The organism is Streptomyces sp. NPDC046261 (assembly GCF_040646235.1).
In the GTDB taxonomy this organism is placed as follows: domain Bacteria; phylum Actinomycetota; class Actinomycetes; order Streptomycetales; family Streptomycetaceae; genus Streptomyces.
In genome coordinates, this window is sequence record NZ_JBEYZU010000006.1 from 26,740 (window position 1) to 49,851 (window position 23,112).

Sequence of the window (23,112 nt, forward strand, 5' to 3'; positions counted from 1 at the left end):
TTTGTGGGCGGCGGGCGCGGCTCCCTCAGCGTGGGCGGCTCCCCGCCCGTAAATATCCGATTCCGGAATGGCCCCCGGAGCCGCCGGCGCCCGGCACCACGACGGACCCCCCGTACCCTGGTGCCCGTGCAGGAACGACACGACGCCCCCCTTGCCCCCCTGACCACCTTCCGCCTCGGCGGCCCGGCGACCCGCCTCATCACGGCCGTCACCGACGCCGAGGTGATCGACGCGGTCCGCGAGGCCGACGAGAGCGGCACCCCGCTGCTGATCATCGGCGGCGGCAGCAACCTCGTCATCTCCGACAAGGGCTTCGACGGCACCGCCCTGCGCATCGCCACCACCGGCTTCACCCTCGACGGCACCCGCCTCGAGCTCGCCGCCGGCGAGAACTGGTCCGACGCCGTGGCCCGGACCGTGGCCGCCGGCCTGGCCGGCATCGAGTGCATGGCCGGCATCCCCGGCTCCGCCGGCGCGACGCCCATCCAGAACGTCGGCGCGTACGGCCAGGAGGTCTCCTCCACGATCACCGAGGTCGTCGCCTACGACCGCCGCACCCGCGAAACGGTGACGATCCCCAACGCGGAGTGCGCGTTCTCCTACCGCCACAGCCGCTTCAAGGAGGACCCCACCCGCTACGTCGTCCTGCGCGTCCGCTTCGAGCTGGAGGACGCCGGCGGCCTCTCCGCGCCCCTGAAGTACCCCGAGACCGCCCGCGCGCTCGGCGTCGAGGCCGGCGACCGCGTCCCGGCCGCCGTCGCCCGCGAGACCGTGCTCAGGCTGCGGTCCGGCAAGGGCATGGTCCTCGACGCGGAGGACCACGACACGTGGTCCGCGGGATCGTTCTTCACCAACCCGATCCTCACCGCCGCCGAGCACGCCGCGTTCCTGGACCGCGTGGCCGAGCGGCTCGGCCCGGACGTCGCACCGCCGGCGTTCCCGGCGGGCGACGGGCTGATCAAGACCTCGGCGGCCTGGCTGATCGACCGGGCCGGCTTCACGAAGGGGTACGGGGCCGGGCGGGCGCGGATCTCGACGAAGCACACGCTGGCGCTGACCAACCGGGGCGAGGCCACCACGGAGGACCTCCTGGCGCTGGCCCGAGAGGTGCGGGACGGGGTCCACGCCGCGTTCGGAGTCACCCTCGTGAACGAGCCGGTCACCGTGGGCGTCAGCCTGTAGGTCGGCCGGGGCCGTCGCCGGGCTGCGGGCCGGGTTGTGCCCACCCGTTCCGCCCTGCGGAACGATTGCCCACAACCAGCCAGTCGTCGATCCCCGCCAGCAGCCTCTGCCGCACGGCATCCGGCGCCCGGGAGGCCCGTACCGACTGGCGGGCCAGTTCGGCCAGCTCCGTGTCCGTGAAGGCGTGGTGCTCGCGGGCCAGCTCGTACTGGGCCGCCAGGCGGGAGCCGAAGAGGAGGGGGTCGTCCGCGCCCAGCGCTATCGGCACGCCCGCCTCGTACAGCGTGCGCAGCGGCACGTCGCCCGGCTTCTCGTAGACGCCCAGGGCGACGTTCGAGGAGGGGCAGACCTCGCACGTGACGCCGCGGGCGGCGAGCTTCGCCAGCAGGCGGGGATCCTCGGCGGCACGCACACCGTGGCCGATACGGGCCGCGTGCAGGTCGTCCAGGCAGTCCCGGACGCTGCCCGGGCCCGAGAGCTCACCGCCGTGCGGCGCGGCCAGCAGACCGCCCTCCCGGGCGATCTCGAAGGCGCGGTCGAAGTCGCGGGCGAGCCCGCGCCGCTCGTCGTTGGAGAGCCCGAAGCCGACCACGCCGCGGTCGGCGTAGCGCACCGCCAGCCGGGCCAGCGTCCGCGCGTCCAGGGGATGCTTCATGCGGTTAGCGGCGACGAGCACCCGTATCCCCAAACCGGTCTCCCGGGACGCCGTCTCCACCGCGTCGAGGATGATCTCCAGCGCGGGGATCAGCCCGCCCAGCCGGGGCGCGTACGAGGTCGGGTCGACCTGGATCTCCAGCCACCCGGAGCCGTCCCGTACGTCCTCCTCGGCGGCCTCCAGGACCAGCCGCCGGATGTCCTCCTCGGACCGCAGGCACGAGCGCGCGATGTCGTACAGCCGCTGGAAGCGGAACCAGCCCCGCTCGTCCGTCGCCCGGAGCTGCGGCGGCTCCCCGCCGCTCAGTGCCTCGGGCAGGTGCACGCCGTACTTGTCGGCGAGCTCCAGCAGGGTCGAGGGGCGCATGGACCCGGTGAAGTGCAGGTGCAGGTGGGCCTTCGGCAGCAGTCGGACGTCGCGAACACTCTCCATCCTGGGATCTTGCCGTACGGACCGGACAACCGGAAGGGGCTTTCCCTGAACGGGCGCCGTCCCGAAAACCAATGCGGGCCCCGGCGCGTCGCCGGGGCCCGCATCACGCAGGCGCTCGTACAAGCGGCCGTACAGGCGGCCGCGTCAGTCGCGGGCCTCCGCCAGCAGCTTCTGCATCCGCGAGACGCCCTCGACCAGGTCCTCGTCGCCCAGCGCGTAGGAAAGGCGCACGTAGCCCGGGGTGCCGAAGGCCTCGCCGGGGACGACCGCGACCTCGACCTCGTCCAGGATCAGCGCGGCGAGCTCCACGGACGAGGCGGGCCGCTTGCCGCGGATCTCCTTGCCGAGCAGACCCTTGACCGACGGGTAGGCGTAGAACGCGCCCTCGGGCTCGGGGCAGACGACGCCGTCGATCTCGTTGAGCATCCGGACGATCGTGCGGCGGCGGCGGTCGAAGGCGACCTTCATCTCCTCGACGGCCGTCAGATCGCCGGAGACCGCCGCGAGCGCCGCGACCTGGGCGACGTTGCTCACATTGGACGTGGCGTGCGACTGGAGGTTGGTCGCGGCCTTGACGACGTCCTTCGGGCCGATGACCCAGCCCACCCGCCAGCCCGTCATGGCGTAGGTCTTGGCGACGCCGTTGACCACGATGCACTTGTCGCGCAGCTCGGGGACGACCACCGGCAGGGAGGAGAACTCCGCGTCGCCGTAGACGAGGTGCTCGTAGATCTCGTCCGTGAGGACCCACAGGCCGTGCTCGGCCGCCCAGCGGCCGATCTCCTCGACCTGGGCGCGGGTGTAGACGGCGCCGGTCGGGTTGGACGGCGAGACGAACAGGACGACCTTCGTGCGCTCGGTGCGCGCGGCCTCGAGCTGCTCGACCGACACCCGGTAGCCGGTGGTCTCGTCGGCGACGACGTCGACCGGCACGCCGCCCGCGAGGCGGATCGACTCGGGGTAGGTGGTCCAGTACGGGGCCGGGACGATGACCTCGTCGCCCGGGTCGAGGATCGCGGCGAAGGCCTCGTAGATGGCCTGCTTGCCGCCGTTGGTGACCAGGACCTGGGAGGCGTCGATCTCGTAGCCGGAGTCGCGCCGCGTCTTCTCGACGATCGCGGCCTTCAGCTCGGGCAGGCCGCCGGCCTGGGTGTAGCGGTGGTACTTGGGGTTGCGGCAGGCCTCCACCGCGGCCTCGACGATGTAGCCGGGGGTGGGGAAGTCGGGCTCGCCGGCGCCGAAGCCGATGACGGGCCGGCCGGCGGCCTTGAGGGCCTTGGCCTTGGCGTCGACGGCGAGGGTGGCGGACTCGGAGATCGATCCGATTCGCGCCGACACCCGGCGTTCGGTGGGGGACTGGGCGGAAGGAGTCGCAGCGGTCATAAAGGCATCGTCGCAGACCTTCCGGCGGCCGGGCACACGGGTTTCGCACACTGGTCGCGGCGCGGTCAGGGGCCTCGACGGCGGGGGGTTTCCCGGCCTTCCGGGCCCCTCTTCCGACCGCCCTTCCCGCCACCCTTCCAGCCACCCTTCGAGCCGCCCTTCCAGCCGGTTTGGGGCGGCTTCGGGGAACTCCGGGTCCACAGCTGTTCGACGACACGCTTCGGAGCACGTACACTCAACCGTCGTTGGCCCCTCACCGGCGAATCCGCTCCGTGCGTGCACACCGTGCATCCGGATGGATGCGGTACGTTGGGGGAACCACAAAGGGTCGTAGCTCAATTGGTAGAGCACTGGTCTCCAAAACCAGCGGTTGGGGGTTCAAGTCCCTTCGGCCCTGCTACACGCATCACACTGGGTGCGTACGTGCGTACGTACTGAAATGCACCGCCGTGCGGCTCAACCGGGCGCGGCACGGCCACGACCCGGATTCAGGTGAGGACGTAGTGACGGAAGCCCTTGGCTCCACCGCGACGCCTGAGAGCGGTCGTCCCGAGGACGAGGTGGCCACCAAGAAGGGCCGCCGTGGTGGAAAGCGCGGGAAGAAGGGCCCTCTGGGTCGCCTCGCGCTCTTTTACCGTCAGGTAGTCGCCGAGCTCCGCAAGGTCGTCTGGCCCACCAAGAGCCAGCTGTCGACGTACACCACTGTGGTGATCGTCTTTGTTGTCATCGTCATCGGTCTGGTGACCGTGATTGACTATGGGTTCGAGCAGGCCGTCAAGTACGTCTTCGGCTGAGCCCGGTCCCGCGCGTAAGGCGGCCTTTCCGGAGAGCCGCCTCTTCGCTCGTTCCACCCCTTGAAGCCAGGAAGAAGCAGCCACGTGTCTGACCCGAACCTGAACGACGCCGCCGAGCCCGTCGCGGCGGCTGAGGCCAACGTTGACGAGGCTGTCTCGGCCGAGGTCGAGGGCGACGACACGGCGCAGGAGATCGTCGAGAACGCCGACGGCGCCGACGAGCTCGACGCCGAAGAGGCCGCCGCCGGCGAGCCGGCCGAGGAGGCCGCGCTGCGCGTCGAGTCCGGCGACGAGGCGGAGGCCGCCGAGGCCGACGAGACCGAGTCCGAGGAGGCCCCGGAAGAGGCCGCTCCGGTGGACCCGGTCGCCGCGCTCCGCGAGGAGCTGCGCGGTCTGCCCGGCGAGTGGTACGTCATCCACACCTACGCCGGTTACGAGAACCGCGTGAAGACCAACCTCGAGCAGCGCGCCGTCTCGCTGAACGTCGAGGACTACATCTTCCAGGCCGAGGTGCCGCAGGAAGAGGTCGTCCAGATCAAGAACGGCGACCGCCGCACCGTCCGCCAGAACAAGCTCCCCGGCTACGTGCTGGTGCGCATGGACCTGACGAACGAGTCCTGGGGCGTCGTCCGCAACACCCCGGGCGTCACCGGCTTCGTGGGCAACGCCTACGACCCGTACCCGCTGACCCTGGACGAGATCGTCAAGATGCTCGCCCCCGAGGCCGAGGCGAAGGCCGCCAAGGAGGCCGCCGAGGCCGAGGGCCGTCCGGCCCCCAGCCGCAAGGTCGAGGTCCAGGTCCTGGACTTCGAGGTCGGCGACTCGGTCACCGTCACGGACGGTCCGTTCGCGACGCTGCAGGCGACGATCAACGAGATCAACGCCGACTCGAAGAAGGTCAAGGGCCTCGTCGAGATCTTCGGCCGCGAGACCCCGGTCGAGCTCAGCTTCGACCAGATCCAGAAGAACTAACCCTTCTCTGGCACCACGCCTCCGAACAGGTCAGACCGGCTGATACAGCCGGTCTGACCTCTCGGTTTTTGGCCCGGCCACGTTACCCGTTATCGTGGTGCGGTATGCCTGCGCGCAGTGTGCGTGGGCAAAAAAACTCTCACTAGGACCCGGAGAGAGCAATGCCTCCCAAGAAGAAGAAGGTCACGGGGCTTATCAAGCTCCAGATCCAGGCCGGTGCCGCGAACCCGGCTCCGCCGGTCGGCCCCGCGCTGGGTCAGCACGGCGTCAACATCATGGAGTTCTGCAAGGCCTACAACGCCGCGACCGAGTCGCAGCGTGGCATGGTCGTGCCGGTGGAGATCACGGTCTACGAAGACCGTTCCTTCACCTTCGTCACGAAGACTCCGCCGGCCGCCAAGCTGATCCTCAAGGCCGCGGGCGTGGACAAGGGCTCGGGCGAGCCGCACAAGACCAAGGTCGCCAAGATCACCGAGGCGCAGGTCCGCGAGATCGCCACGACCAAGATGCCCGACCTGAACGCCAACGACCTGGACGCCGCCGCGAAGATCATCGCCGGCACCGCCCGTTCCATGGGCGTCACGGTCGAGGGCTGATCAGGCCCGTTTGACCACGCGGCGTCAGCCGCATGATCGACACCTCAGTGGCAGGGCCGGCGCTGGCCCGGACCACGACTCCACGCTCAACCATTTCAGGAGCAGAAGTGAAGCGCAGCAAGACTCTCCGCGCTGCGGACGCCAAGGTCGAGAAGGAGCGTCTGTACGCTCCCCTCGAGGCCGTCCGTCTCGCCAAGGACACCTCGTCCGTGAAGTTCGACGCGACCGTCGAGGTTGCCATGCGTCTGGGCGTCGACCCGCGCAAGGCCGACCAGATGGTCCGCGGCACCGTGAACCTTCCGCACGGCACCGGTAAGACCGCCCGGGTCCTGGTCTTCGCGACCGGCGACCGTGCCGAGGCCGCGCGTGCCGCCGGCGCCGACATCGTCGGCTCCGACGAACTGATCGACGAGGTTGCGAAGGGCCGTCTGGACTTCGACGCCGTCGTCGCCACCCCGGACCTCATGGGCAAGGTCGGCCGCCTCGGCCGCGTGCTCGGTCCCCGTGGCCTGATGCCGAACCCGAAGACCGGCACCGTCACCCCGGACGTGGCGAAGGCTGTCACGGACATCAAGGGCGGCAAGATCGAGTTCCGCGTCGACAAGCACTCGAACCTGCACTTCATCATCGGCAAGGTGTCGTTCGATGAGACCAAGCTGGTCGAGAACTACGCCGCGGCGCTGGAGGAGATCCTCCGTCTGAAGCCGTCCGCCGCGAAGGGCCGCTACGTCAAGAAGGCGACCCTGACCACCACGATGGGCCCCGGCATCGCGCTGGACCCCAACCGCACCCGCAACCTCCTGGTGGAGGACGAGACCGTCTGAGGACCGTCTCGTAGCGCGTAGCTACGCAGTGGGCCGGGCCCCGCACCTTTCCGAAGGTGCGGGGCCCGGCTCGATTTGCATCATTGTGCACGTATCGCGTAATCTCCTTCAGAAGCCAAAGACCGCTGGTCGTTGCTGTACCTCCTCCCGGAGGTGTGGTGGCCGAAGGATCCGCTAGCTGCGGGCGACCTGCGCAGGTGATTGTGGTTGCACTCCCGTCGAGGCGTAAGCGAATTACGTCCGCACGGTCGAGTCACGCCCCGAGCGCCTGCGCCGGGGCGTTTCGTTTTGCCCAGGTCCCTTCTCGCGCCTATGCGGTCCGAATCACCCGGAAGGAGGCCGAGGCTCATGGCGAGGCCCGACAAGGTCGCAGCCGTCGAGGAGATCGCGGACAAGTTCCGCAGCTCCAACGCCGCTGTTGTGACCTCGTACACCGGGCTCACCGTCGCGCAGCTCAAGGAGCTGCGCCGGTCGCTCGGTGACAACGCTCACTACGCCGTGGTGAAGAACACGCTGACCAAGATTGCGGCCAACGAGGCCGGGATCCAGCTGGACGAGCACCTCGTGGGCTCGACCGCTGTTGCCTTCGTGACCGGTGACCCGGTCACGGCGGCGAAGGGTCTCCGTGACTTCGCCAAGGAAAACCCCTCTCTCGTCATCAAGGGCGGTGTCCTTGACGGCAAGGCGCTGTCCGCCGACGAGATCAAGAAGCTTGCGGACCTCGAGTCCCGCGAGGTTCTGCTCGCCAAGCTGGCGGGTGCCATGAAGGGCAAGCAGTCCCAGGCTGCGTCGCTCTTCCAGGCCCTGCCCTCGAAGCTGGTCCGCACCGTGGACGCGCTTCGCGACAAGGTCGAGCAGGGCGGTGCCGGTACGCCGGCTCCCGTCGAGGCCGAGGCTGCCGAGTAATCCAGGCGCACGCCTGAATCACTCGCGCCCGTCACGGTCGCAGCGGGCCCTCCGTACGCCCGCCGAAATGTACATCCGGCACCTGCCGAATTAGTGGAAGGACCGCCATCATGGCGAAGCTCACCCAGGACGAGCTGCTCGCGCAGTTCGAGGACATGACCCTCATCGACCTTGCCGCGTTCGTGAAGGCGTTCGAGGAGAAGTTCGACGTCACCGCCGCTGCCGCCGCCCCGGTCGTCATGGCCGGCGGTGTCGCCGGTGGCGAGGCCGCCGCTGCCGAGGAGCAGGACGAGTTCGACGTCATCCTCACCGGCGCCGGCGACAAGAAGATCCAGGTCATCAAGGTCGTGCGTGAGCTGACCTCCCTGGGTCTGAAGGAGGCCAAGGACCTCGTCGACGGCACCCCGAAGCCGGTCCTCGAGAAGGTCGCCAAGGACGCCGCGGAGAAGGCCGCCGAGGCCCTCAAGGGCGCCGGCGCCTCCGTCGAGGTCAAGTGATCTCACGGAGTCTGCTGACTCCTCCGGGACGCGCGTCCTGACGTACGTCCCCAACTCAAGGGCGATCACCCACACGGGTGGTCGCCCTTGGGCGTTCCCGGAACGGATGCGCGCACGCGCCTCCGTGGGCGAGTATGGTGATCTTCGTTGCCCCGGCGCGGCCCCGCTCTTCGGTGAACCCGTCGAAGCCCGCTACGGAGGCTGCCGGGGGCCGAGGGGCCTTGACGAACGGCACGTCGCGCGCGATTCTCAGGACGCGTCCCAGACGCGTCGCACATCGATCCTCCGACCGAGGCATGGATCGACGGCGGAGAGGGAAGTATCGTCATGCGCTTCCGGCGCATGGCTTGCGTCGGGCGGGCGCCAGGCGATGAGGAACAACAGGATCCCGGAGGGAGAGATTGGTATCGCACCGGTCTCCGGAAATCCGCTCTGGACATCAGTGGGCCAAGTGGCTACACTGACCCTTTGCGCTGCCTGTTAGCTGCTCCCTGCCCGTCACCAGGGGCATGCCCACTCTCGAGCATTGCTGATGGAAACCCCCTGAGCTGGGATTTCTCTCGTACGCACGGAGTGGGACCGGTACGCGCGTAGTGAGTCCGAGCCCTCGGAAGGACCCCCTCTTGGCCGCCTCGCGCAACGCCTCGACCGCCAATACGAACAACGGCGCCAGCACCGCCCCGCTGCGCATCTCTTTTGCGAAGATCAAGGAGCCCCTCGAGGTTCCGAACCTCCTTGCGCTGCAGACCGAGAGCTTCGACTGGCTGCTCGGCAATGCCGCCTGGAAGGCTCGCGTCGAGGCTGCGCTGGAGTCTGGTCAGGACGTCCCCACCAAGTCCGGTCTGGAGGAGATCTTCGAGGAGATCTCCCCGATCGAGGACTTCAGCGGGTCGATGTCGCTGACTTTCCGCGACCACCGTTTCGAGCCCCCGAAGAACTCCATCGACGAGTGCAAGGAGCGCGACTTCACGTACGCGGCCCCGCTCTTCGTCACGGCCGAGTTCACCAATAACGAGACCGGTGAGATCAAGTCCCAGACGGTCTTCATGGGCGACTTCCCGCTCATGACGCCCAAGGGCACCTTCTGCATCAACGGCACCGAGCGTGTCGTCGTCTCGCAGCTGGTCCGTTCGCCCGGTGTCTACTTCGACTCCTCCATCGACAAGACGTCCGACAAGGACATCTTCACCGCCAAGATCATCCCGTCCCGGGGTGCCTGGCTGGAGATGGAGGTCGACAAGCGCGACATGGTCGGTGTCCGCATCGACCGCAAGCGCAAGCAGTCCGTCACCGTCCTCCTGAAGGCTCTCGGCTGGACCACCGAGCAGATCCTCGAGGAGTTCGGCGAGTACGAGTCCATGCGCGCCACCCTGGAGAAGGACCACACCCAGGGCCAGGACGACGCGCTGCTGGACATCTACCGCAAGCTGCGTCCGGGCGAGCCGCCGACCCGTGAGGCCGCGCAGACGCTGCTCGAGAACCTCTACTTCAACCCCAAGCGCTACGACCTCGCGAAGGTCGGCCGCTACAAGGTCAACAAGAAGCTGGGCGCCGACGCCCCGCTCGACGCCGGTGTGCTGACCGTCGACGATGTCATCGCGACGATCAAGTACCTGGTCAAGCTGCACGCCGGTGAGGTCGAGACCGTCGGCGAGAACGGCACCTCGATCGTCGTCGAGACCGACGACATCGACCACTTCGGCAACCGCCGTCTGCGCAACGTCGGCGAGCTCATCCAGAACCAGGTCCGCACGGGTCTGGCTCGTATGGAGCGCGTCGTCCGCGAGCGGATGACCACCCAGGACGTCGAGGCGATCACGCCGCAGACCCTGATCAACATCCGGCCGGTCGTCGCCTCCATCAAGGAGTTCTTCGGCACCAGCCAGCTGTCGCAGTTCATGGACCAGACCAACCCGCTGTCGGGTCTGACCCACAAGCGTCGTCTGTCGGCGCTGGGCCCGGGTGGTCTCTCCCGTGAGCGGGCCGGCTTCGAGGTCCGAGACGTTCACCCGTCGCACTACGGCCGCATGTGCCCGATCGAGACGCCCGAAGGCCCGAACATCGGTCTGATCGGCTCGCTCGCCTCCTACGGCCGCGTCAACGCGTTCGGCTTTGTGGAGACCCCGTACCGCAAGGTCGTCGAGGGCCAGGTCACCGACGAGGTGCACTACCTGACCGCCGACGAGGAGGACCGCTTCGTCATCGCCCAGGCGAACGCGCCCCTCACCGAGGAGCTGCGCTTCGCCGAGGCCCGTGTGCTGGTCCGCCGCCGTGGTGGCGAGATCGACTACATCGCGCCCGACGAGGTCGACTACATGGACGTCTCGCCGCGCCAGATGGTGTCGGTCGCGACGGCCATGATCCCCTTCCTCGAGCACGACGACGCCAACCGCGCGCTCATGGGATCGAACATGATGCGCCAGGCCGTTCCGCTGATCAAGGCGGAGGCCCCGCTGGTCGGCACCGGCATGGAGTACCGCTGCGCGGTCGACGCCGGCGACGTCATCAAGGCCGAGAAGGACGGTGTCGTCCAGGAGGTCTCCGCCGACTACGTGACGGTGGCCAACGACGACGGCACGTACAACACCTACCGCGTCGCCAAGTTCTCCCGCTCGAACCAGGGCACGTCCTTCAACCAGAAGGTCGTCGTGGACGAGGGCGCCCGCGTGGTCACCGGCCAGGTGCTCGCCGACGGTCCGTCCACGGACGAGGGCGAGATGGCGCTCGGCAAGAACCTGCTCGTGGCGTTCATGCCGTGGGAGGGTCACAACTACGAGGACGCGATCATCCTGTCGCAGCGCCTCGTGCAGGACGACGTCCTCTCCTCGATCCACATCGAGGAGCACGAGGTCGACGCCCGTGACACCAAGCTGGGCCCCGAGGAGATCACCCGGGACATCCCCAACGTCTCCGAGGAGGTCCTCGCCGACCTCGACGAGCGCGGCATCATCCGCATCGGTGCCGAGGTCGTCGCCGGCGACATCCTGGTCGGCAAGGTCACGCCCAAGGGTGAGACCGAGCTGACGCCGGAGGAGCGCCTGCTCCGCGCGATCTTCGGTGAGAAGGCCCGTGAGGTCCGTGACACCTCGCTGAAGGTCCCGCACGGCGAGATCGGCAAGGTCATCGGCGTCCGCGTCTTCGACCGCGAAGAGGGCGACGAGCTGCCGCCGGGCGTGAACCAGCTGGTCCGCGTCTACGTCGCGCAGAAGCGCAAGATCACCGACGGTGACAAGCTCGCCGGCCGCCACGGCAACAAGGGTGTCATCTCCAAGATCCTTCCGGTCGAGGACATGCCGTTCCTCGAGGACGGCACCCCGGTCGACATCATCCTCAACCCGCTCGGTGTCCCGTCCCGAATGAACCCGGGACAGGTCCTCGAGATCCACCTCGGCTGGCTCGCCAGCCGCGGCTGGAAGGTCGAGGGCGACGAGGACTGGATGAAGCGCCTGCAGGCGATCGGCGCCGACGACGTCGCGCCGGGCACCAACGTCGCGACCCCGGTCTTCGACGGCGCCCGCGAGGACGAGATCGCCGGTCTCTTCGAGTCCACGATCCCCAACCGGGACGGCGAGCGCCTGGTGCTCCCCTCCGGTAAGGCCCGGATGTTCGACGGCCGCTCCGGCGAGCCGTTCCCGGACCCGATCTCGGTCGGGTACATGTACATCCTCAAGCTCCACCACCTGGTCGACGACAAGCTGCACGCCCGGTCGACCGGTCCGTACTCCATGATCACCCAGCAGCCGCTGGGTGGTAAGGCTCAGTTCGGTGGCCAGCGCTTCGGTGAGATGGAGGTGTGGGCGCTCGAGGCTTACGGCGCCGCCTACGCCCTCCAGGAGCTGCTGACCATCAAGTCCGACGACGTCACCGGCCGAGTGAAGGTCTACGAGGCGATCGTCAAGGGCGAGAACATCCCCGAGCCCGGCATCCCCGAGTCCTTCAAGGTGCTCATCAAGGAGATGCAGTCCCTCTGCCTCAACGTGGAGGTGCTGTCCTCGGACGGCATGTCCATCGAGATGCGGGACACCGACGAGGACGTCTTCCGCGCGGCGGAGGAGCTCGGTATCGACCTGTCCCGGCGCGAGCCGAGCAGCGTCGAAGAGGTCTGACGGGTCTGGCCGGGGCCTCGTAAGAGGCCCCGGCCGTCCCCGGACCCCCAGACCACTGATGTAGAGCCCACACCTCGCTAGCGCGAGAGGGCACGAACCCTGAAAGAGGGATTGACGACAAGTGCTCGACGTCAACTTCTTCGACGAGCTGCGGATCGGCCTGGCGACCGCGGACGACATCCGAACCTGGTCCCACGGCGAGGTCAAGAAGCCGGAGACCATCAACTACCGCACCCTCAAGCCCGAAAAGGACGGACTCTTCTGCGAGAAGATCTTCGGTCCTACCCGGGACTGGGAGTGCTACTGCGGCAAGTACAAGCGTGTCCGCTTCAAGGGCATCATCTGTGAGCGCTGTGGCGTCGAGGTCACGCGCGCCAAGGTGCGCCGTGAGCGGATGGGCCACATCGAGCTTGCCGCTCCCGTCACCCACATCTGGTACTTCAAGGGCGTTCCGTCGCGTCTGGGCTACCTGCTCGACCTCGCCCCGAAGGACCTCGAGAAGGTCATCTACTTCGCCGCCTACATGATCACGTGGGTGGACGAGGAGCGCCGCACGCGCGACCTGCCCTCGCTGGAGGCCCACGTCTCCGTCGAGCGTCAGCAGATCGAGCAGCGTCGTGACGCCGACCTCGAGGCCCGCGCCAAGAAGCTCGAGTCCGACCTGGCCGAGCTCGAGGCCGAGGGTGCCAAGGCCGACGTGCGCCGCAAGGTGCGCGAGGGCGCCGAGCGTGAGATGAAGCAGCTGCGCGACCGTGCGCAGCGCGAGATCGACCGCCTCGACGAGGTGTGGAGCCGCTTCAAGAACCTCAAGGTCCAGGACCTCGAGGGCGACGAGCTGCTCTACCGCGAGCTGCGTGACCGCTTCGGCACGTACTTCATGGGTGCGATGGGCGCCGCCGCGCTGCAGAAGCGCCTGGAGTCCTTCGACCTCGACGAGGAGGCCGAGCGCCTCCGCGAGATCATCCGGACCGGCAAGGGCCAGAAGAAGACCCGTGCGCTCAAGCGCCTCAAGGTCGTCTCCGCCTTCCTGCAGACCCGCAACAGCCCCAGCGGCATGGTGCTGGACTGCATCCCGGTGATCCCGCCGGACCTGCGTCCGATGGTGCAGCTGGACGGTGGCCGCTTCGCGACCTCCGACCTGAACGACCTGTACCGCCGTGTGATCAACCGCAACAACCGCCTCAAGCGTCTCCTTGACCTCGGTGCCCCCGAGATCATCGTGAACAACGAGAAGCGGATGCTGCAGGAGGCCGTCGACGCGCTGTTCGACAACGGCCGCCGTGGTCGCCCGGTCACCGGTCCCGGTAACCGCCCGCTGAAGTCCCTCAGCGACATGCTGAAGGGCAAGCAGGGTCGATTCCGTCAGAACCTGCTCGGTAAGCGTGTGGACTACTCCGCGCGTTCCGTCATCGTCGTCGGTCCGCAGCTGAAGCTGCACCAGTGCGGTCTGCCCAAGGCCATGGCGCTGGAGCTCTTCAAGCCGTTCGTGATGAAGCGCCTGGTCGACCTGAACCACGCGCAGAACATCAAGTCGGCCAAGCGCATGGTCGAGCGTGGCCGCACCGTCGTGTACGACGTCCTCGAAGAGGTCATCGCCGAGCACCCGGTGCTGCTGAACCGTGCGCCCACGCTGCACCGCCTCGGCATCCAGGCCTTCGAGCCGCAGCTGGTCGAGGGCAAGGCCATCCAGATCCACCCGCTCGTCTGCACCGCGTTCAACGCGGACTTCGACGGTGACCAGATGGCCGTCCACCTGCCGCTCTCCGCGGAGGCGCAGGCCGAGGCCCGCATCCTGATGCTGTCCTCGAACAACATCCTCAAGCCGGCCGACGGCCGTCCGGTCACCATGCCGACCCAGGACATGGTGCTCGGTCTGTTCTTCCTCACCACCGACGAGGAGGAGCGCAAGGTCATCGGCGAGGGCCGGTCCTTCGGCTCGGTCGCCGAGGCGATCATGGCGTTCGACGCCCGTGAGCTCTCGCTCCAGGCGAAGGTCGACATCCGCTTCCCGATCGGCACCGTTCCGCCGCGCGGCTGGGTTCCCCCGGTCCGCGAGGAGGGCGAGCCGGAGTGGCAGCAGGGCGACAGCTTCCGCCTGCGCACCACCCTGGGCCGCGCGCTCTTCAACGAGCTGCTGCCCGAGGACTACCCGTTCGTCGACTACTCGGTGGGCAAGAAGCAGCTCTCCGAGATCGTCAACGACCTGGCCGAGCGCTACCCCAAGGTCATCGTGGCGGCGACGCTCGACAACCTGAAGGCGGCCGGCTTCCACTGGGCGACCCGTTCCGGCGTCACCGTGGCCATCTCCGACGTCGTCGTTCCCGAGGCGAAGAAGGAGATCGTCAAGGGCTACGAGGCGCAGGACGAGAAGGTCCAGAAGCAGTACGAGCGCGGTCTGATCACCAAGGACGAGCGCACGCAGGAGCTCATCGCGATCTGGACCAAGGCGACCAACGAGGTCGCCGAGGCGATGAACGCGAACTTCCCCAAGACGAACCCCATCTTCATGATGGTTGACTCGGGTGCCCGAGGAAACATGATGCAGATGCGGCAGATCGCCGGTATGCGTGGTCTGGTGTCGAACGCGAAGAACGAGACCATTCCGCGACCCATTAAGGCGTCGTTCCGTGAGGGTCTCTCCGTGCTGGAGTACTTCATCTCCACCCACGGTGCCCGTAAGGGTCTCGCGGACACCGCGCTCCGTACCGCCGACTCGGGTTACCTGACCCGTCGTCTCGTGGACGTCTCGCAGGACGTGATCATCCGCGAGGAGGACTGCGGCACCGACCGTGGCCTCAAGCTGGCGATCGCGACCAAGGGCGCCGACGGTGTCCTGCGCAAGACGGACGACGTCGAGACCAGCGTGTACGCCCGTATGCTCGCCGAGGACGTCGTCGTCGACGGCAAGGTCATCGCGCCTGCCAACGTCGACCTCGGTGACGTGCTCATCGAGCAGCTCGTCGCCCACGGCGTCGAGACGGTCAAGACCCGTTCGGTCCTCACCTGTGAGTCCGCGGTCGGCACCTGTGCCTTCTGCTACGGCCGCTCGCTGGCGACCGGCAAGCTGGTGGACATCGGTGAGGCGGTCGGCATCATCGCCGCCCAGTCCATCGGTGAGCCCGGTACCCAGCTGACGATGCGTACCTTCCACACCGGTGGTGTGGCCGGTGACGACATCACCCAGGGTCTGCCCCGTGTCGTCGAGCTCTTCGAAGCCCGTACGCCCAAGGGTGTCGCCCCGATCTCGGAGGCGGCCGGCCGCGTCCGTATCGAGGAGACCGAGAAGACCAAGAAGATCGTCGTCACTCCGGACGACGGCAGCGACGAGACGGCGTTCCCGATCTCGAAGCGTGCCCGTCTGCTGGTCAGCGAGGGCGAGCACGTCGAGGTGGGCCAGAAGCTCACCGTGGGTGCCACCAACCCGCACGACGTGCTGCGCATCCTCGGCCAGCGCGCCGTCCAGGTCCACCTGGTCGGCGAGGTCCAGAAGGTCTACAACTCGCAGGGTGTGTCGATCCACGACAAGCACATCGAGATCATCATCCGGCAGATGCTGCGCCGCGTGACGATCATCGAGTCCGGCGACGCGGAGCTGCTGCCGGGCGAGCTCGTGGAGCGCTCGCGCTTCGAGTCCGAGAACCGTCGTGTGGTCACCGAGGGCGGTCACCCCGCCTCCGGCCGTCCGCAGCTGATGGGTATCACCAAGGCCTCGCTCGCGACCGAGTCCTGGCTGTCGGCGGCGTCCTTCCAGGAGACGACCCGGGTTCTGACCGACGCGGCGATCAACGCCAAGTCGGACTCCCTGATCGGCCTCAAGGAGAACGTCATCATCGGTAAGCTCATCCCGGCCGGTACGGGTCTGTCCCGTTACCGCAACATCCGGGTGGAGCCCACCGAGGAGGCGAAGGCCGCGATGTACTCGGCCGTCGGTTACGACGACATCGACTACTCGCCCTTCGGCACCGGCTCCGGCCAGGCGGTTCCGCTGGAGGACTACGACTACGGTCCGTACAACCAGTAGTCGTACGACACGCTCGTCAGGGCGGTCACCCCGATCCGGGGTGGCCGCCCTGCGGCGTTTCTAGCGGGAGGCGAGCTGGAGGGCGGCCACCACCACCCCGGCCAGCGCGGTCAGCGCGGCCACGCTCGCCAGGGGCCAGCGGTGGCGTTCCAGGGCGTCGAGGCGGGCCTCGTGGTCGGCCAGCTGCTTGTCGGTCTGGTCGCTGCGCTGGACGAGCAGCGCCAGCGACCCGTCGACCCGGGCGAAGCCGGCCTCCATGGTGCCGCGCAGCCGTTCCAGCTCCAGGGCGACGGTGGCGGGGGCGGTGCGTGCGGTGGCGTCGGATTCCCTCATGCGCGGCCCCGGTCGGCCCCTGCCGGCTGCTCGGTGCGCAGCCAGGTGGGCAGCAGGATCTGTACGGCGGGCAGCGCCATGACGCGGGTGAGCGCGCCGGCGGCGGTCAGGGCGCCGGCGACCCAGGGGAGGGTCGCCGGGATGCCGGCCGCGTCGACGATCGCCGGGAGCACGACGGCGAGTGCGACGGCGGTCTGCAGGAGGGTGCGCAGGGTCCGTCGGGTGGCCTCGGACAAGGCGGGGTTCCTTTCGGGCGTGGGGCGGCGGTGTCTCATCGGACGCGGGGGACCCGCAGGGCGTCCCAGGAGGTGCGGCCGGGCCAGCCGTCGGCGTCGGAGCCGCCGAAGCCGAGCTTGCGCTGCCACAGGGCGTAGGACGCGCGGTCCGCGTCGGTCCACTGGTCGCCGGGCCCCTGCGCGTAGGCGGAGCAGCCCTCCGCGACGAGGCGGCGGCCCATGGCGGCGACGAGGGGGGAGCGGGGCTCGCGGCGGAAGTAGTCGGCGCCGGGGAAGGGCTCGTGGTCGTTGCCGGCGGCCGGGACGGTCAGCTCCTGGCCGGGCGCGAGGACGTCGGGGTCGGCGAGGTCGTTGAGCGAGGCGAGCCGGTCCGCGGTCGTGGCGTGGGACTCGGCGATGGCGAAGAGGGTGTCGCCGGGCTGGACCGTGTACGTCGCCCCGGGCCGCGGCGTGGCCGGCTCCTGCGGGGCCGCGCCGAGGCGGGAGGCGATGGCGGAGCGCAGGTCGGCCATCTCGAAGCCGACCGGGTCGATCTTGGTGGCGGTCCACTCCTTGTGGCCGATGACGGAGGCGGAGCTCCAGCCGTGCGCCCGGCACAGGGCGGCCGAGACGCGCTCGATGGCCTCCAGCTGGGCGGCGGGCCAGGGGTCGTCGCCGTCGCCGAGGTTGACGCACTCGAAGCCGTAGAAGTGGGCGTTGCCGTCGGTGTCGTCGGACGCCGGGCGGGGCGGGGCCACCTCGTCGACGACGGCGGCGAGCACGGAGCCGTCGCCGCTGCCGGCGTGGTTGGCGCGGCCGTTGCCGACGAGGTGGACGGTGCCGTCCTTGGCGATCACGCCGTGGCAGAGCGGGCCGGGGAGCTCCTCGTAGCCGTCGTAGCAGAGCTCGACGGACGAGGCGGTGCCGGAGGTCACGGTGTGGTGGATGATCACGCCGTTGACGGGGCCCCAGGCGCCCTTGTGGTTGCGGTTGTGCTCGCGCCAGTCGCCGGTCTCGACGACGGTGACGCCCTCGGCCTCGAGGGCGGCGACGAACTGGTCTGCGGAGAGGGGAGTAGCCATGGGAGTCGCTCCAGACATGCGAGGGCCCCGGGCCGCTGGGCGGCCCGGGGCGCGGGTGGTGAGGGGCGGGGCGGGCGTCGCTACATGGGGGCGGTCGTGCTGAAGGAGTCGCGCAGCAGAACCGTTTCCTCGTCGTGCGGCCCGATGTACTCGGGATAGGTCGCCAGGTAGACGTTGCCGTCGGGGTGGATGTAGAACTGCGCGACGCCGTAAGGGTTGTGGGCCCCGACGTTGCAGGTGAACAGCGTGCGCTGGAGGCCCGTCGGGCGCATGCCCTCGGGCAGCGTGAGCAGCGGGGTGGCGACCCGGAACCTGCCGCGCAGGTTTCCGGCGAGCTCCACGCGGTCCCCGACCACGCGCGCCATGGGGCGTCCCTGCATGGGTGCTACGGGGGTGAGCGGTTGCCAGTCGATGGCCATGGGGCTTCCTTGTCCGTGGTGTCGGTGCGGGGCGGGTCGGTGCGGTGCGGTGCGGTGCGGGGCCTTTAGGCGAGGGCGAACCAGTAGCGGGTGCTCAGTGCCATCGTGGCGGTGGCCCAGTCGACGTCGGCGGGCAGCGAGGTGTTCGTCTTCGTGGTGGACATGACGGTGCGCGGGACGGTGCCCGGCCGGCCGAAGCGGCCCGGTACGTCGTAGCCGCCGTTGCCGGTCATGATCCGGGGCGCGTTCGCGGAGTTGGTGTAGTTGAGCAGCAGCGCCATCACGTAGACGCCCGGCTGGAGCGTCACCGCGGCCGTGAGAGGCAGGAAGGAGGTCGAGCCGCCGATGTCGTGCGCCTCGGGGTAGACCTTGCTCAGGTCGGCGGTCTGGGCGACGCGCTTGCCCGCCGCGTTGTACAGGCCCGCGAAGGACCCGGCCACGATGCCGCCGGCCGCGCCGGAGTAGCCCAGGGTGTGGGTGCACAGCTCCTTGACGGTGACCGTGGAGCGCACGACGACGGCGTTGTAGTAGATGCGGCCGGAGGCGGGGATGTCGCCGGGCGCCGAGGAGTTGATGCCGCTCTTGCCGTCGCCGAGGCCGGGGTCGAAGGTCCAGGCCGTGAAGCCGAGGTCGGAGGGTGCCCAGGCCCCGGAGCGGGCCGCGGCGTCGACGTAGGACTTGCGGGCGAGCTGGTCGGGGCCGGCCGGGTCGGCGGTGGCGGACGGCACGGTGGTGAAGGTCTTGGCGCCGTCGATGCTCTGCGGCCCGGTGAGCAGGACCGAGCGTCCGGCGTTCTCGGCACCGATCAGGGACGGGGTGACGCTGACGTCGCCGCTCAGGCCGTTGACGGTGCGCACGCCGCCGCTGCGGTCGTCGAGGGTGACGGTGGTGCCGTCGGGCTTGCGGTAGGCCAGGACGCCGCCGGTGGCGTAGACGACGACACCGTCGGCGGGGTTGGCGGCGGGCACCGTGGCGGCGTTCTTGATGCCGAGGACGGCCTGGCCGCCGGCGGTGTCGGCGACGGCGGCGCCGATCTGCACGTTGCCGGTGAAGTAGGAGTCGGCGGAGGCCACCAGGCTGCCGGCGGGGTCGATCCGGAGGCGGGCGGTGCCCTTGGGGTCCTGCCACGCGGCGATGTCGCCGGTGCCGTCGCCGCGGGCGGTGAGCGTCGCGGTCACCGTCAGCGGGCCGGTGACGGCGCCGCCCGTGACGGGCACGGCGCCGACGTCCTGGGCGGCGAGGCGTATCTCGGGCTGGGAGTAGCCGTTGACGGAGTGCACGGCGCCCGGGGGCCCGGCGGGCCCCGCCGGCCCGGCCGGTCCGGCGGGGCCGGGGTGTCCGGCCACGGCGACGTAGTCGGGGGTGCCGGGGTCGGTGGGGGCGATGTCGGCGAGGTCGGCCTGCGGCCGGTCGGCCGGCAGCAGGATCTTGTACGGGGCGCGGGAGGGCACCCCGGACAGCCGCTCGGTGACGGTGTACGCCCAGTTCCGCGGGTTCATGCCGGGGGCGTCGGTGGCGGGCAGGGTGACCTTGAGCCGCCCCTGGTCGTCGAGGGACGCCCTGATGGGGCCGCCGAGCATGACGTCGGCCCCGCTGTGCGTCAGCAGGGCGGGGGGCTCGAAGGTGACGTCGCCGCTCAGCGCCTGGCCGTCCGGGGTCAGATAGCGGGCGGTCACGGTCACGGTGGGGATGGCTTGGGGTAGCACGGGGCGTGCCCTTCTACGCGGGGGGCGGGAGAGATCCGGTGGGCGTCAGGACTGGACGCCGTACAGGGCGCGCGGCGAGCACCACACGGTGCTGTTGCCGTTGGCCGCGCGGGCCTGGACCTTGAAGGTGATGTGGCTGCCGTAGTCCACGCCGATGGGCTCGGTGAACAGCAGCGTGGACTTCGCCGTGGGCCCGACCTGCCGGTCGTCGACCAGCAGCCGCAGTTCGCCGCCGTTGCCCGCCGTGGCCATGGCGATCAGGCAGTAGAGCTTGGGGTGCTGGACGATGGCGTTGCCGTTGTAGAGGGTGGTCCAGCTCGTGGAGCTGGTGGACTCCCACTTGGTGGCGTTCTCCGGGGTGGGCATCGGATACGGGACGTACGGCTTGGCCAGGCCGTGGCCCTTGGCATCGTCGGCGAGGATGACGTTGCCCTTGCGGTCCCAGATCTGGACGGGCTGGTCGGGCATGCCCTGGGGGTCGCCCGTCCACACGCTGATCGCGGGGGAGCCGTCGTCGCGCCGGACGACGAAGCCCTGCTGGAACTGGCCGCCCGGCCGGTCCGGGAGGATCCGGCCGAAGTAGGCGAGTTCCTGCCCCTCCGGTGTGCGTACCGTCAGCGATCCGCCGTCACCGATGACCACCCTGCCGCCCTGGATCTCGTCCATCTTGGGCCGGGTGTTGGCGCTGCCCATCAGGGCCCGTACCTGCCGTTCCAGGTCGCGGATGCGATCCAGCAGGTCCATGGGGATGGCGGCCATTCAGATTCCTTCCAGATAGAGCTTCGCGGTCTCGGCCTTCGCCCGCTCGGGGGGCGAGACGGTCATGCCCACGACCCGGTAGCGGGCGCTGAGCCCCTCCGGGTGCCACAGGTCGGTGATGCGCAGCCGGACCGTGGCGCCGATGAGGGCCGGGGTCATCCGGCCGTCGAGCCGGATGGTGGCCTCGGGGATGAGCTGGGGGCTGCGGGAGCGGTGGAGTCCGGCCTCGGCGAGGCTGTTGAGGGTGTTCCGGTCGGTGACCGAGCTGTGGTCGGAGGTGCCTTCCAGCCGGGGCCAGCCCTCCGCCAGGTCGCTGGTGGCCTCCATGCGCTCGGACATGGTCGGCAGCGATTCCCTGGCCTGGTTGCGGTTGACCGATTCGCCGCGTGCCACCCACACGTTGGCCTGCAGGGTCGCGTCGCTGGGCAGGCTGTAGGACAGCAGCGGGCCGGGCCGGTCCAGCACGATGTCCGTGGCGCCGGTCAGGATCCTGGGATGCCCGAGCTGAAGCCGCTTCACGCGCCGCGCGGAGACCGGATCGCGGTAGCAGTGGATGCGCCACTCGAAGCCGTCCTGCAGGGCCGCGAGGCTGTCCAGCAGCTCGCGGATCCGCGCGACGTCCGTCCAGGCGTACTTCCGGGTGCGCCGTACGCCGGAGACCTCGGTCCCGTACTCGATGCCGATGTCGCCGCCCGGCTGGGCCTGGATGTGGTCGATCAGGCTGCGGGCGATGTCGAACTGGTCGACGCCCTTGCCCTCCAGGCCGTCGTTGAGGATGCGGTGGTCCAGGTACGAGTCGAAGGTGCCCGCCTGGATCTCGGCCGTCATCCGGCCCTGCTCGTCACCCGAGGGCGTGCAGGTCCACAGGATGCCGCCCCACCAGATCTCGGAGCCGCGCTCCAGCCAGACCGCGGTGCGGCCCGGCTGGAGCGCGGTACGGGCCCGCTGCGCCATCGCCTGGTCGGGAAGGGGGACCGTGGCGCGCAGGGAGCCCGCCTTGCCGATGTAGTCGTCGAACTCGACGCCGGTCAGCGGCAGGCTGTCGACGACCTGGTCGGTGCGCAGGTCGCAGAACAGGGCGCGGTAGGCGGGCCCGGTGGCCGTGGTCATGCGGCGGCCTCGTAGGTGCCGAACAGCGTGATCCAGTTGCCGTCCGCGACGGACCGCGGCCAGTCGGCGTCCATCCAGCCGCCGGAGGGGGTGCCGTCGGCGTTGTTGGAGGTCCAGCCGCAGGCGGAGCCGTTGGCGTGCCGGGACGCCTCCAGGAAGCATCCGCCGTGGTAGTAGCCGTTGTCGAGGCGGGCCTTCAGGTGGCCGTTGATGGCGGGCCCGGTCGGGCGCAGCGGCAGGGACAGCCACCAGTTGCCGTTCTTCCCGGCCCCGCCCCAGTTGCTGGTGGAGCCGATCTTCAGGGTCGCGGTGAAGTGGACGACCGAGCCGTCGTGGAGGTACCGGCCCGACAGCGAGCCGTTGCCGATGCGCGGCACCGGACCGTTGTCCGCCCCCCACTCCGGCGTGTAGTCCTGCCAGGTCGGGCGGGGTGCCGGGTAGGGCTTCCACTGCGTGCCGTCCCAGCGCTCCAGGCCGGCGCCGGTGTCGCGGTACTGACCGGGGTAGCCGCCGGTGAAGTTGGTGCCCCAGCCGCGCGGGATGATGCCGCCGACGGCCACGGTGGCCCGGCGGCGGTCGCGGACGGCGGTGGCCCAGTTGATGCCGCCGGTGCCGGCCGAGGCCCCGGCGGGGACGGTGACGTCGGCCAGCGCGATGGCACCGCCGGGCGTCGCGGGCACGGCCGGGCTGGGGGCCGGGGTGCCCTGGACGACCTCGATGACGGCCTCGGTGCGGTTGGACGTGTCGTGGGCGGCGTCGTAGATCCGCAGCACGACGAGGTCCACGCGTGGGTGGTTCGGATCGCCGTCGGCGAAGGCGATGGGGGTGTAGTTGGTGACCGCCACCGGGTAGGCCCCGGCCAGCTCGCCGGCCTGAACGACGGCCCGGCCCGGCGCGACCTTTCCGGTCATGCCGGCCTCGTCACCGAAGACGTAGAGGCCGCCCATGACGTGCTGGCCCTCCTTCGAGCCGGGAACCACGCCGTCGCGCGAGGTCAGCAGGCCGTCCGGGGCCATGGTGCCGAGCGGGGCGAGCCGGGTGTCGACGCGGGACTGGCCGCCGCCGGCGTCGGTGCGGTTGAGCAGCCAAGCGCTGCGGACGTTGTTCATGGCGTTCTCCA

19 protein-coding genes and 1 tRNA gene are annotated in these 23,112 nt (G+C 69.6%); 10 read left to right on the forward strand and 10 right to left on the reverse strand.

All coding sequences use genetic code 11. From position 1 onward, the window contains the following. The first annotated feature begins 126 nt into the window (after positions 1-126). Positions 127-1,182: a UDP-N-acetylmuramate dehydrogenase gene (locus ABZ956_RS13370; RefSeq protein ID WP_361891573.1), complete on the forward strand. Its 1,056-nt coding sequence runs from the start codon at positions 127-129 to the stop codon at positions 1,180-1,182. Here ABZ956_RS13370 and ABZ956_RS13375 read toward each other — a convergent pair. After that, on the reverse strand, positions 1,172-2,269 hold the full coding sequence (locus tag ABZ956_RS13375) for an adenosine deaminase (protein WP_361891576.1): 1,098 nt from the start codon (positions 2,267-2,269) through the stop codon (positions 1,172-1,174). The genes ABZ956_RS13370 and ABZ956_RS13375 overlap by 11 nt on opposite strands. Before the next feature lie 144 nt (positions 2,270-2,413). Further along, complete coding sequence (locus ABZ956_RS13380) at positions 2,414-3,652, reverse strand: pyridoxal phosphate-dependent aminotransferase (RefSeq protein ID WP_361891579.1); 1,239 nt, start codon at positions 3,650-3,652, stop codon at positions 2,414-2,416. A gap of 324 nt (positions 3,653-3,976) precedes the next feature. Between ABZ956_RS13380 and ABZ956_RS13385 the strand changes: the two genes are divergently transcribed. The 9 genes from ABZ956_RS13385 to ABZ956_RS13425 all read left to right on the forward strand — a co-directional run bounded on the left by ABZ956_RS13385 (position 3,977) and on the right by ABZ956_RS13425 (position 16,368). Beyond that, positions 3,977-4,049 (forward strand) — tRNA-Trp (locus ABZ956_RS13385). A gap of 106 nt (positions 4,050-4,155) precedes the next feature. Next, entirely contained in the window at positions 4,156-4,446 is a 291-nt protein-coding gene (gene secE / locus ABZ956_RS13390) for a preprotein translocase subunit SecE (protein WP_071961684.1), read from the forward strand. Positions 4,447-4,530: 84 nt separating this feature from the next. Then, complete coding sequence (gene nusG, locus ABZ956_RS13395; RefSeq protein WP_361891581.1) at positions 4,531-5,418, forward strand: transcription termination/antitermination protein NusG; 888 nt, start codon at positions 4,531-4,533, stop codon at positions 5,416-5,418. 161 nt (positions 5,419-5,579) lie between these two features. Continuing rightward, positions 5,580-6,014 (forward strand): 50S ribosomal protein L11, encoded by a 435-nt coding sequence (rplK, locus tag ABZ956_RS13400; protein WP_361891584.1) that lies wholly within the window; start codon positions 5,580-5,582, stop codon positions 6,012-6,014. Positions 6,015-6,121: 107 nt separating this feature from the next. Then, complete coding sequence (gene rplA / locus ABZ956_RS13405; protein WP_360909225.1) at positions 6,122-6,838, forward strand: 50S ribosomal protein L1; 717 nt, start codon at positions 6,122-6,124, stop codon at positions 6,836-6,838. A 348-nt stretch (positions 6,839-7,186) separates the two neighbouring features. Then, the gene (rplJ, locus tag ABZ956_RS13410; protein WP_361891587.1) at positions 7,187-7,744 is read left to right on the forward strand and encodes a 50S ribosomal protein L10; all 558 of its coding nucleotides are present in this window, start codon (positions 7,187-7,189) and stop codon (positions 7,742-7,744) included. Between the two features lie 110 nt (positions 7,745-7,854). After that, on the forward strand, positions 7,855-8,241 hold the full coding sequence (gene rplL, locus ABZ956_RS13415; protein ID WP_190111596.1) for a 50S ribosomal protein L7/L12: 387 nt from the start codon (positions 7,855-7,857) through the stop codon (positions 8,239-8,241). A 623-nt stretch (positions 8,242-8,864) separates the two neighbouring features. Further along, positions 8,865-12,347 carry a DNA-directed RNA polymerase subunit beta gene (gene rpoB / locus ABZ956_RS13420; RefSeq protein ID WP_361891591.1) on the forward strand — a complete coding sequence of 1,161 codons (3,483 nt, stop codon included), beginning with the start codon at positions 8,865-8,867 and terminating at the stop codon, positions 12,345-12,347. A 121-nt stretch (positions 12,348-12,468) separates the two neighbouring features. Then, positions 12,469-16,368 carry a DNA-directed RNA polymerase subunit beta' gene (locus ABZ956_RS13425; RefSeq protein ID WP_361891594.1) on the forward strand — a complete coding sequence of 1,300 codons (3,900 nt, stop codon included), beginning with the start codon at positions 12,469-12,471 and terminating at the stop codon, positions 16,366-16,368. Positions 16,369-16,428: 60 nt separating this feature from the next. On the opposite strand, the gene ABZ956_RS13430 is transcribed toward ABZ956_RS13425, so the two are convergent. From ABZ956_RS13430 to ABZ956_RS13465, 8 genes are all read right to left on the reverse strand, one after another. After that, on the reverse strand, positions 16,429-16,701 hold the full coding sequence (locus tag ABZ956_RS13430; RefSeq protein WP_361891596.1) for a hypothetical protein: 273 nt from the start codon (positions 16,699-16,701) through the stop codon (positions 16,429-16,431). Next, the gene (locus ABZ956_RS13435; protein WP_361891599.1) at positions 16,698-16,937 is read right to left on the reverse strand and encodes a hypothetical protein; all 240 of its coding nucleotides are present in this window, start codon (positions 16,935-16,937) and stop codon (positions 16,698-16,700) included. The genes ABZ956_RS13430 and ABZ956_RS13435 overlap by 4 nt, the downstream gene beginning before the upstream one ends. 35 nt (positions 16,938-16,972) lie before the next feature. Further along, positions 16,973-17,998, reverse strand: coding sequence for a peptidoglycan-binding protein (locus tag ABZ956_RS13440; RefSeq protein ID WP_361891602.1), 1,026 nt, complete (start codon positions 17,996-17,998; stop codon positions 16,973-16,975). Between the two features lie 80 nt (positions 17,999-18,078). Further along, positions 18,079-18,417: a hypothetical protein gene (locus ABZ956_RS13445; RefSeq protein ID WP_361891605.1), complete on the reverse strand. Its 339-nt coding sequence runs from the start codon at positions 18,415-18,417 to the stop codon at positions 18,079-18,081. Between the two features lie 65 nt (positions 18,418-18,482). Next, positions 18,483-20,099 carry a phage tail protein gene (locus ABZ956_RS13450; protein ID WP_361891608.1) on the reverse strand — a complete coding sequence of 539 codons (1,617 nt, stop codon included), beginning with the start codon at positions 20,097-20,099 and terminating at the stop codon, positions 18,483-18,485. A 69-nt stretch (positions 20,100-20,168) separates the two neighbouring features. Then, entirely contained in the window at positions 20,169-20,882 is a 714-nt protein-coding gene (locus ABZ956_RS13455; protein WP_361891611.1) for a hypothetical protein, read from the reverse strand. Continuing rightward, positions 20,883-21,992 carry a hypothetical protein gene (locus ABZ956_RS13460; RefSeq protein WP_361891614.1) on the reverse strand — a complete coding sequence of 370 codons (1,110 nt, stop codon included), beginning with the start codon at positions 21,990-21,992 and terminating at the stop codon, positions 20,883-20,885. Next, positions 21,989-23,101, reverse strand: a complete 1,113-nt coding sequence (locus ABZ956_RS13465; protein ID WP_361891617.1) for a hypothetical protein — start codon at positions 23,099-23,101, stop codon at positions 21,989-21,991. The genes ABZ956_RS13460 and ABZ956_RS13465 overlap by 4 nt, the downstream gene beginning before the upstream one ends. Positions 23,102-23,112 lie beyond the last annotated feature (11 nt).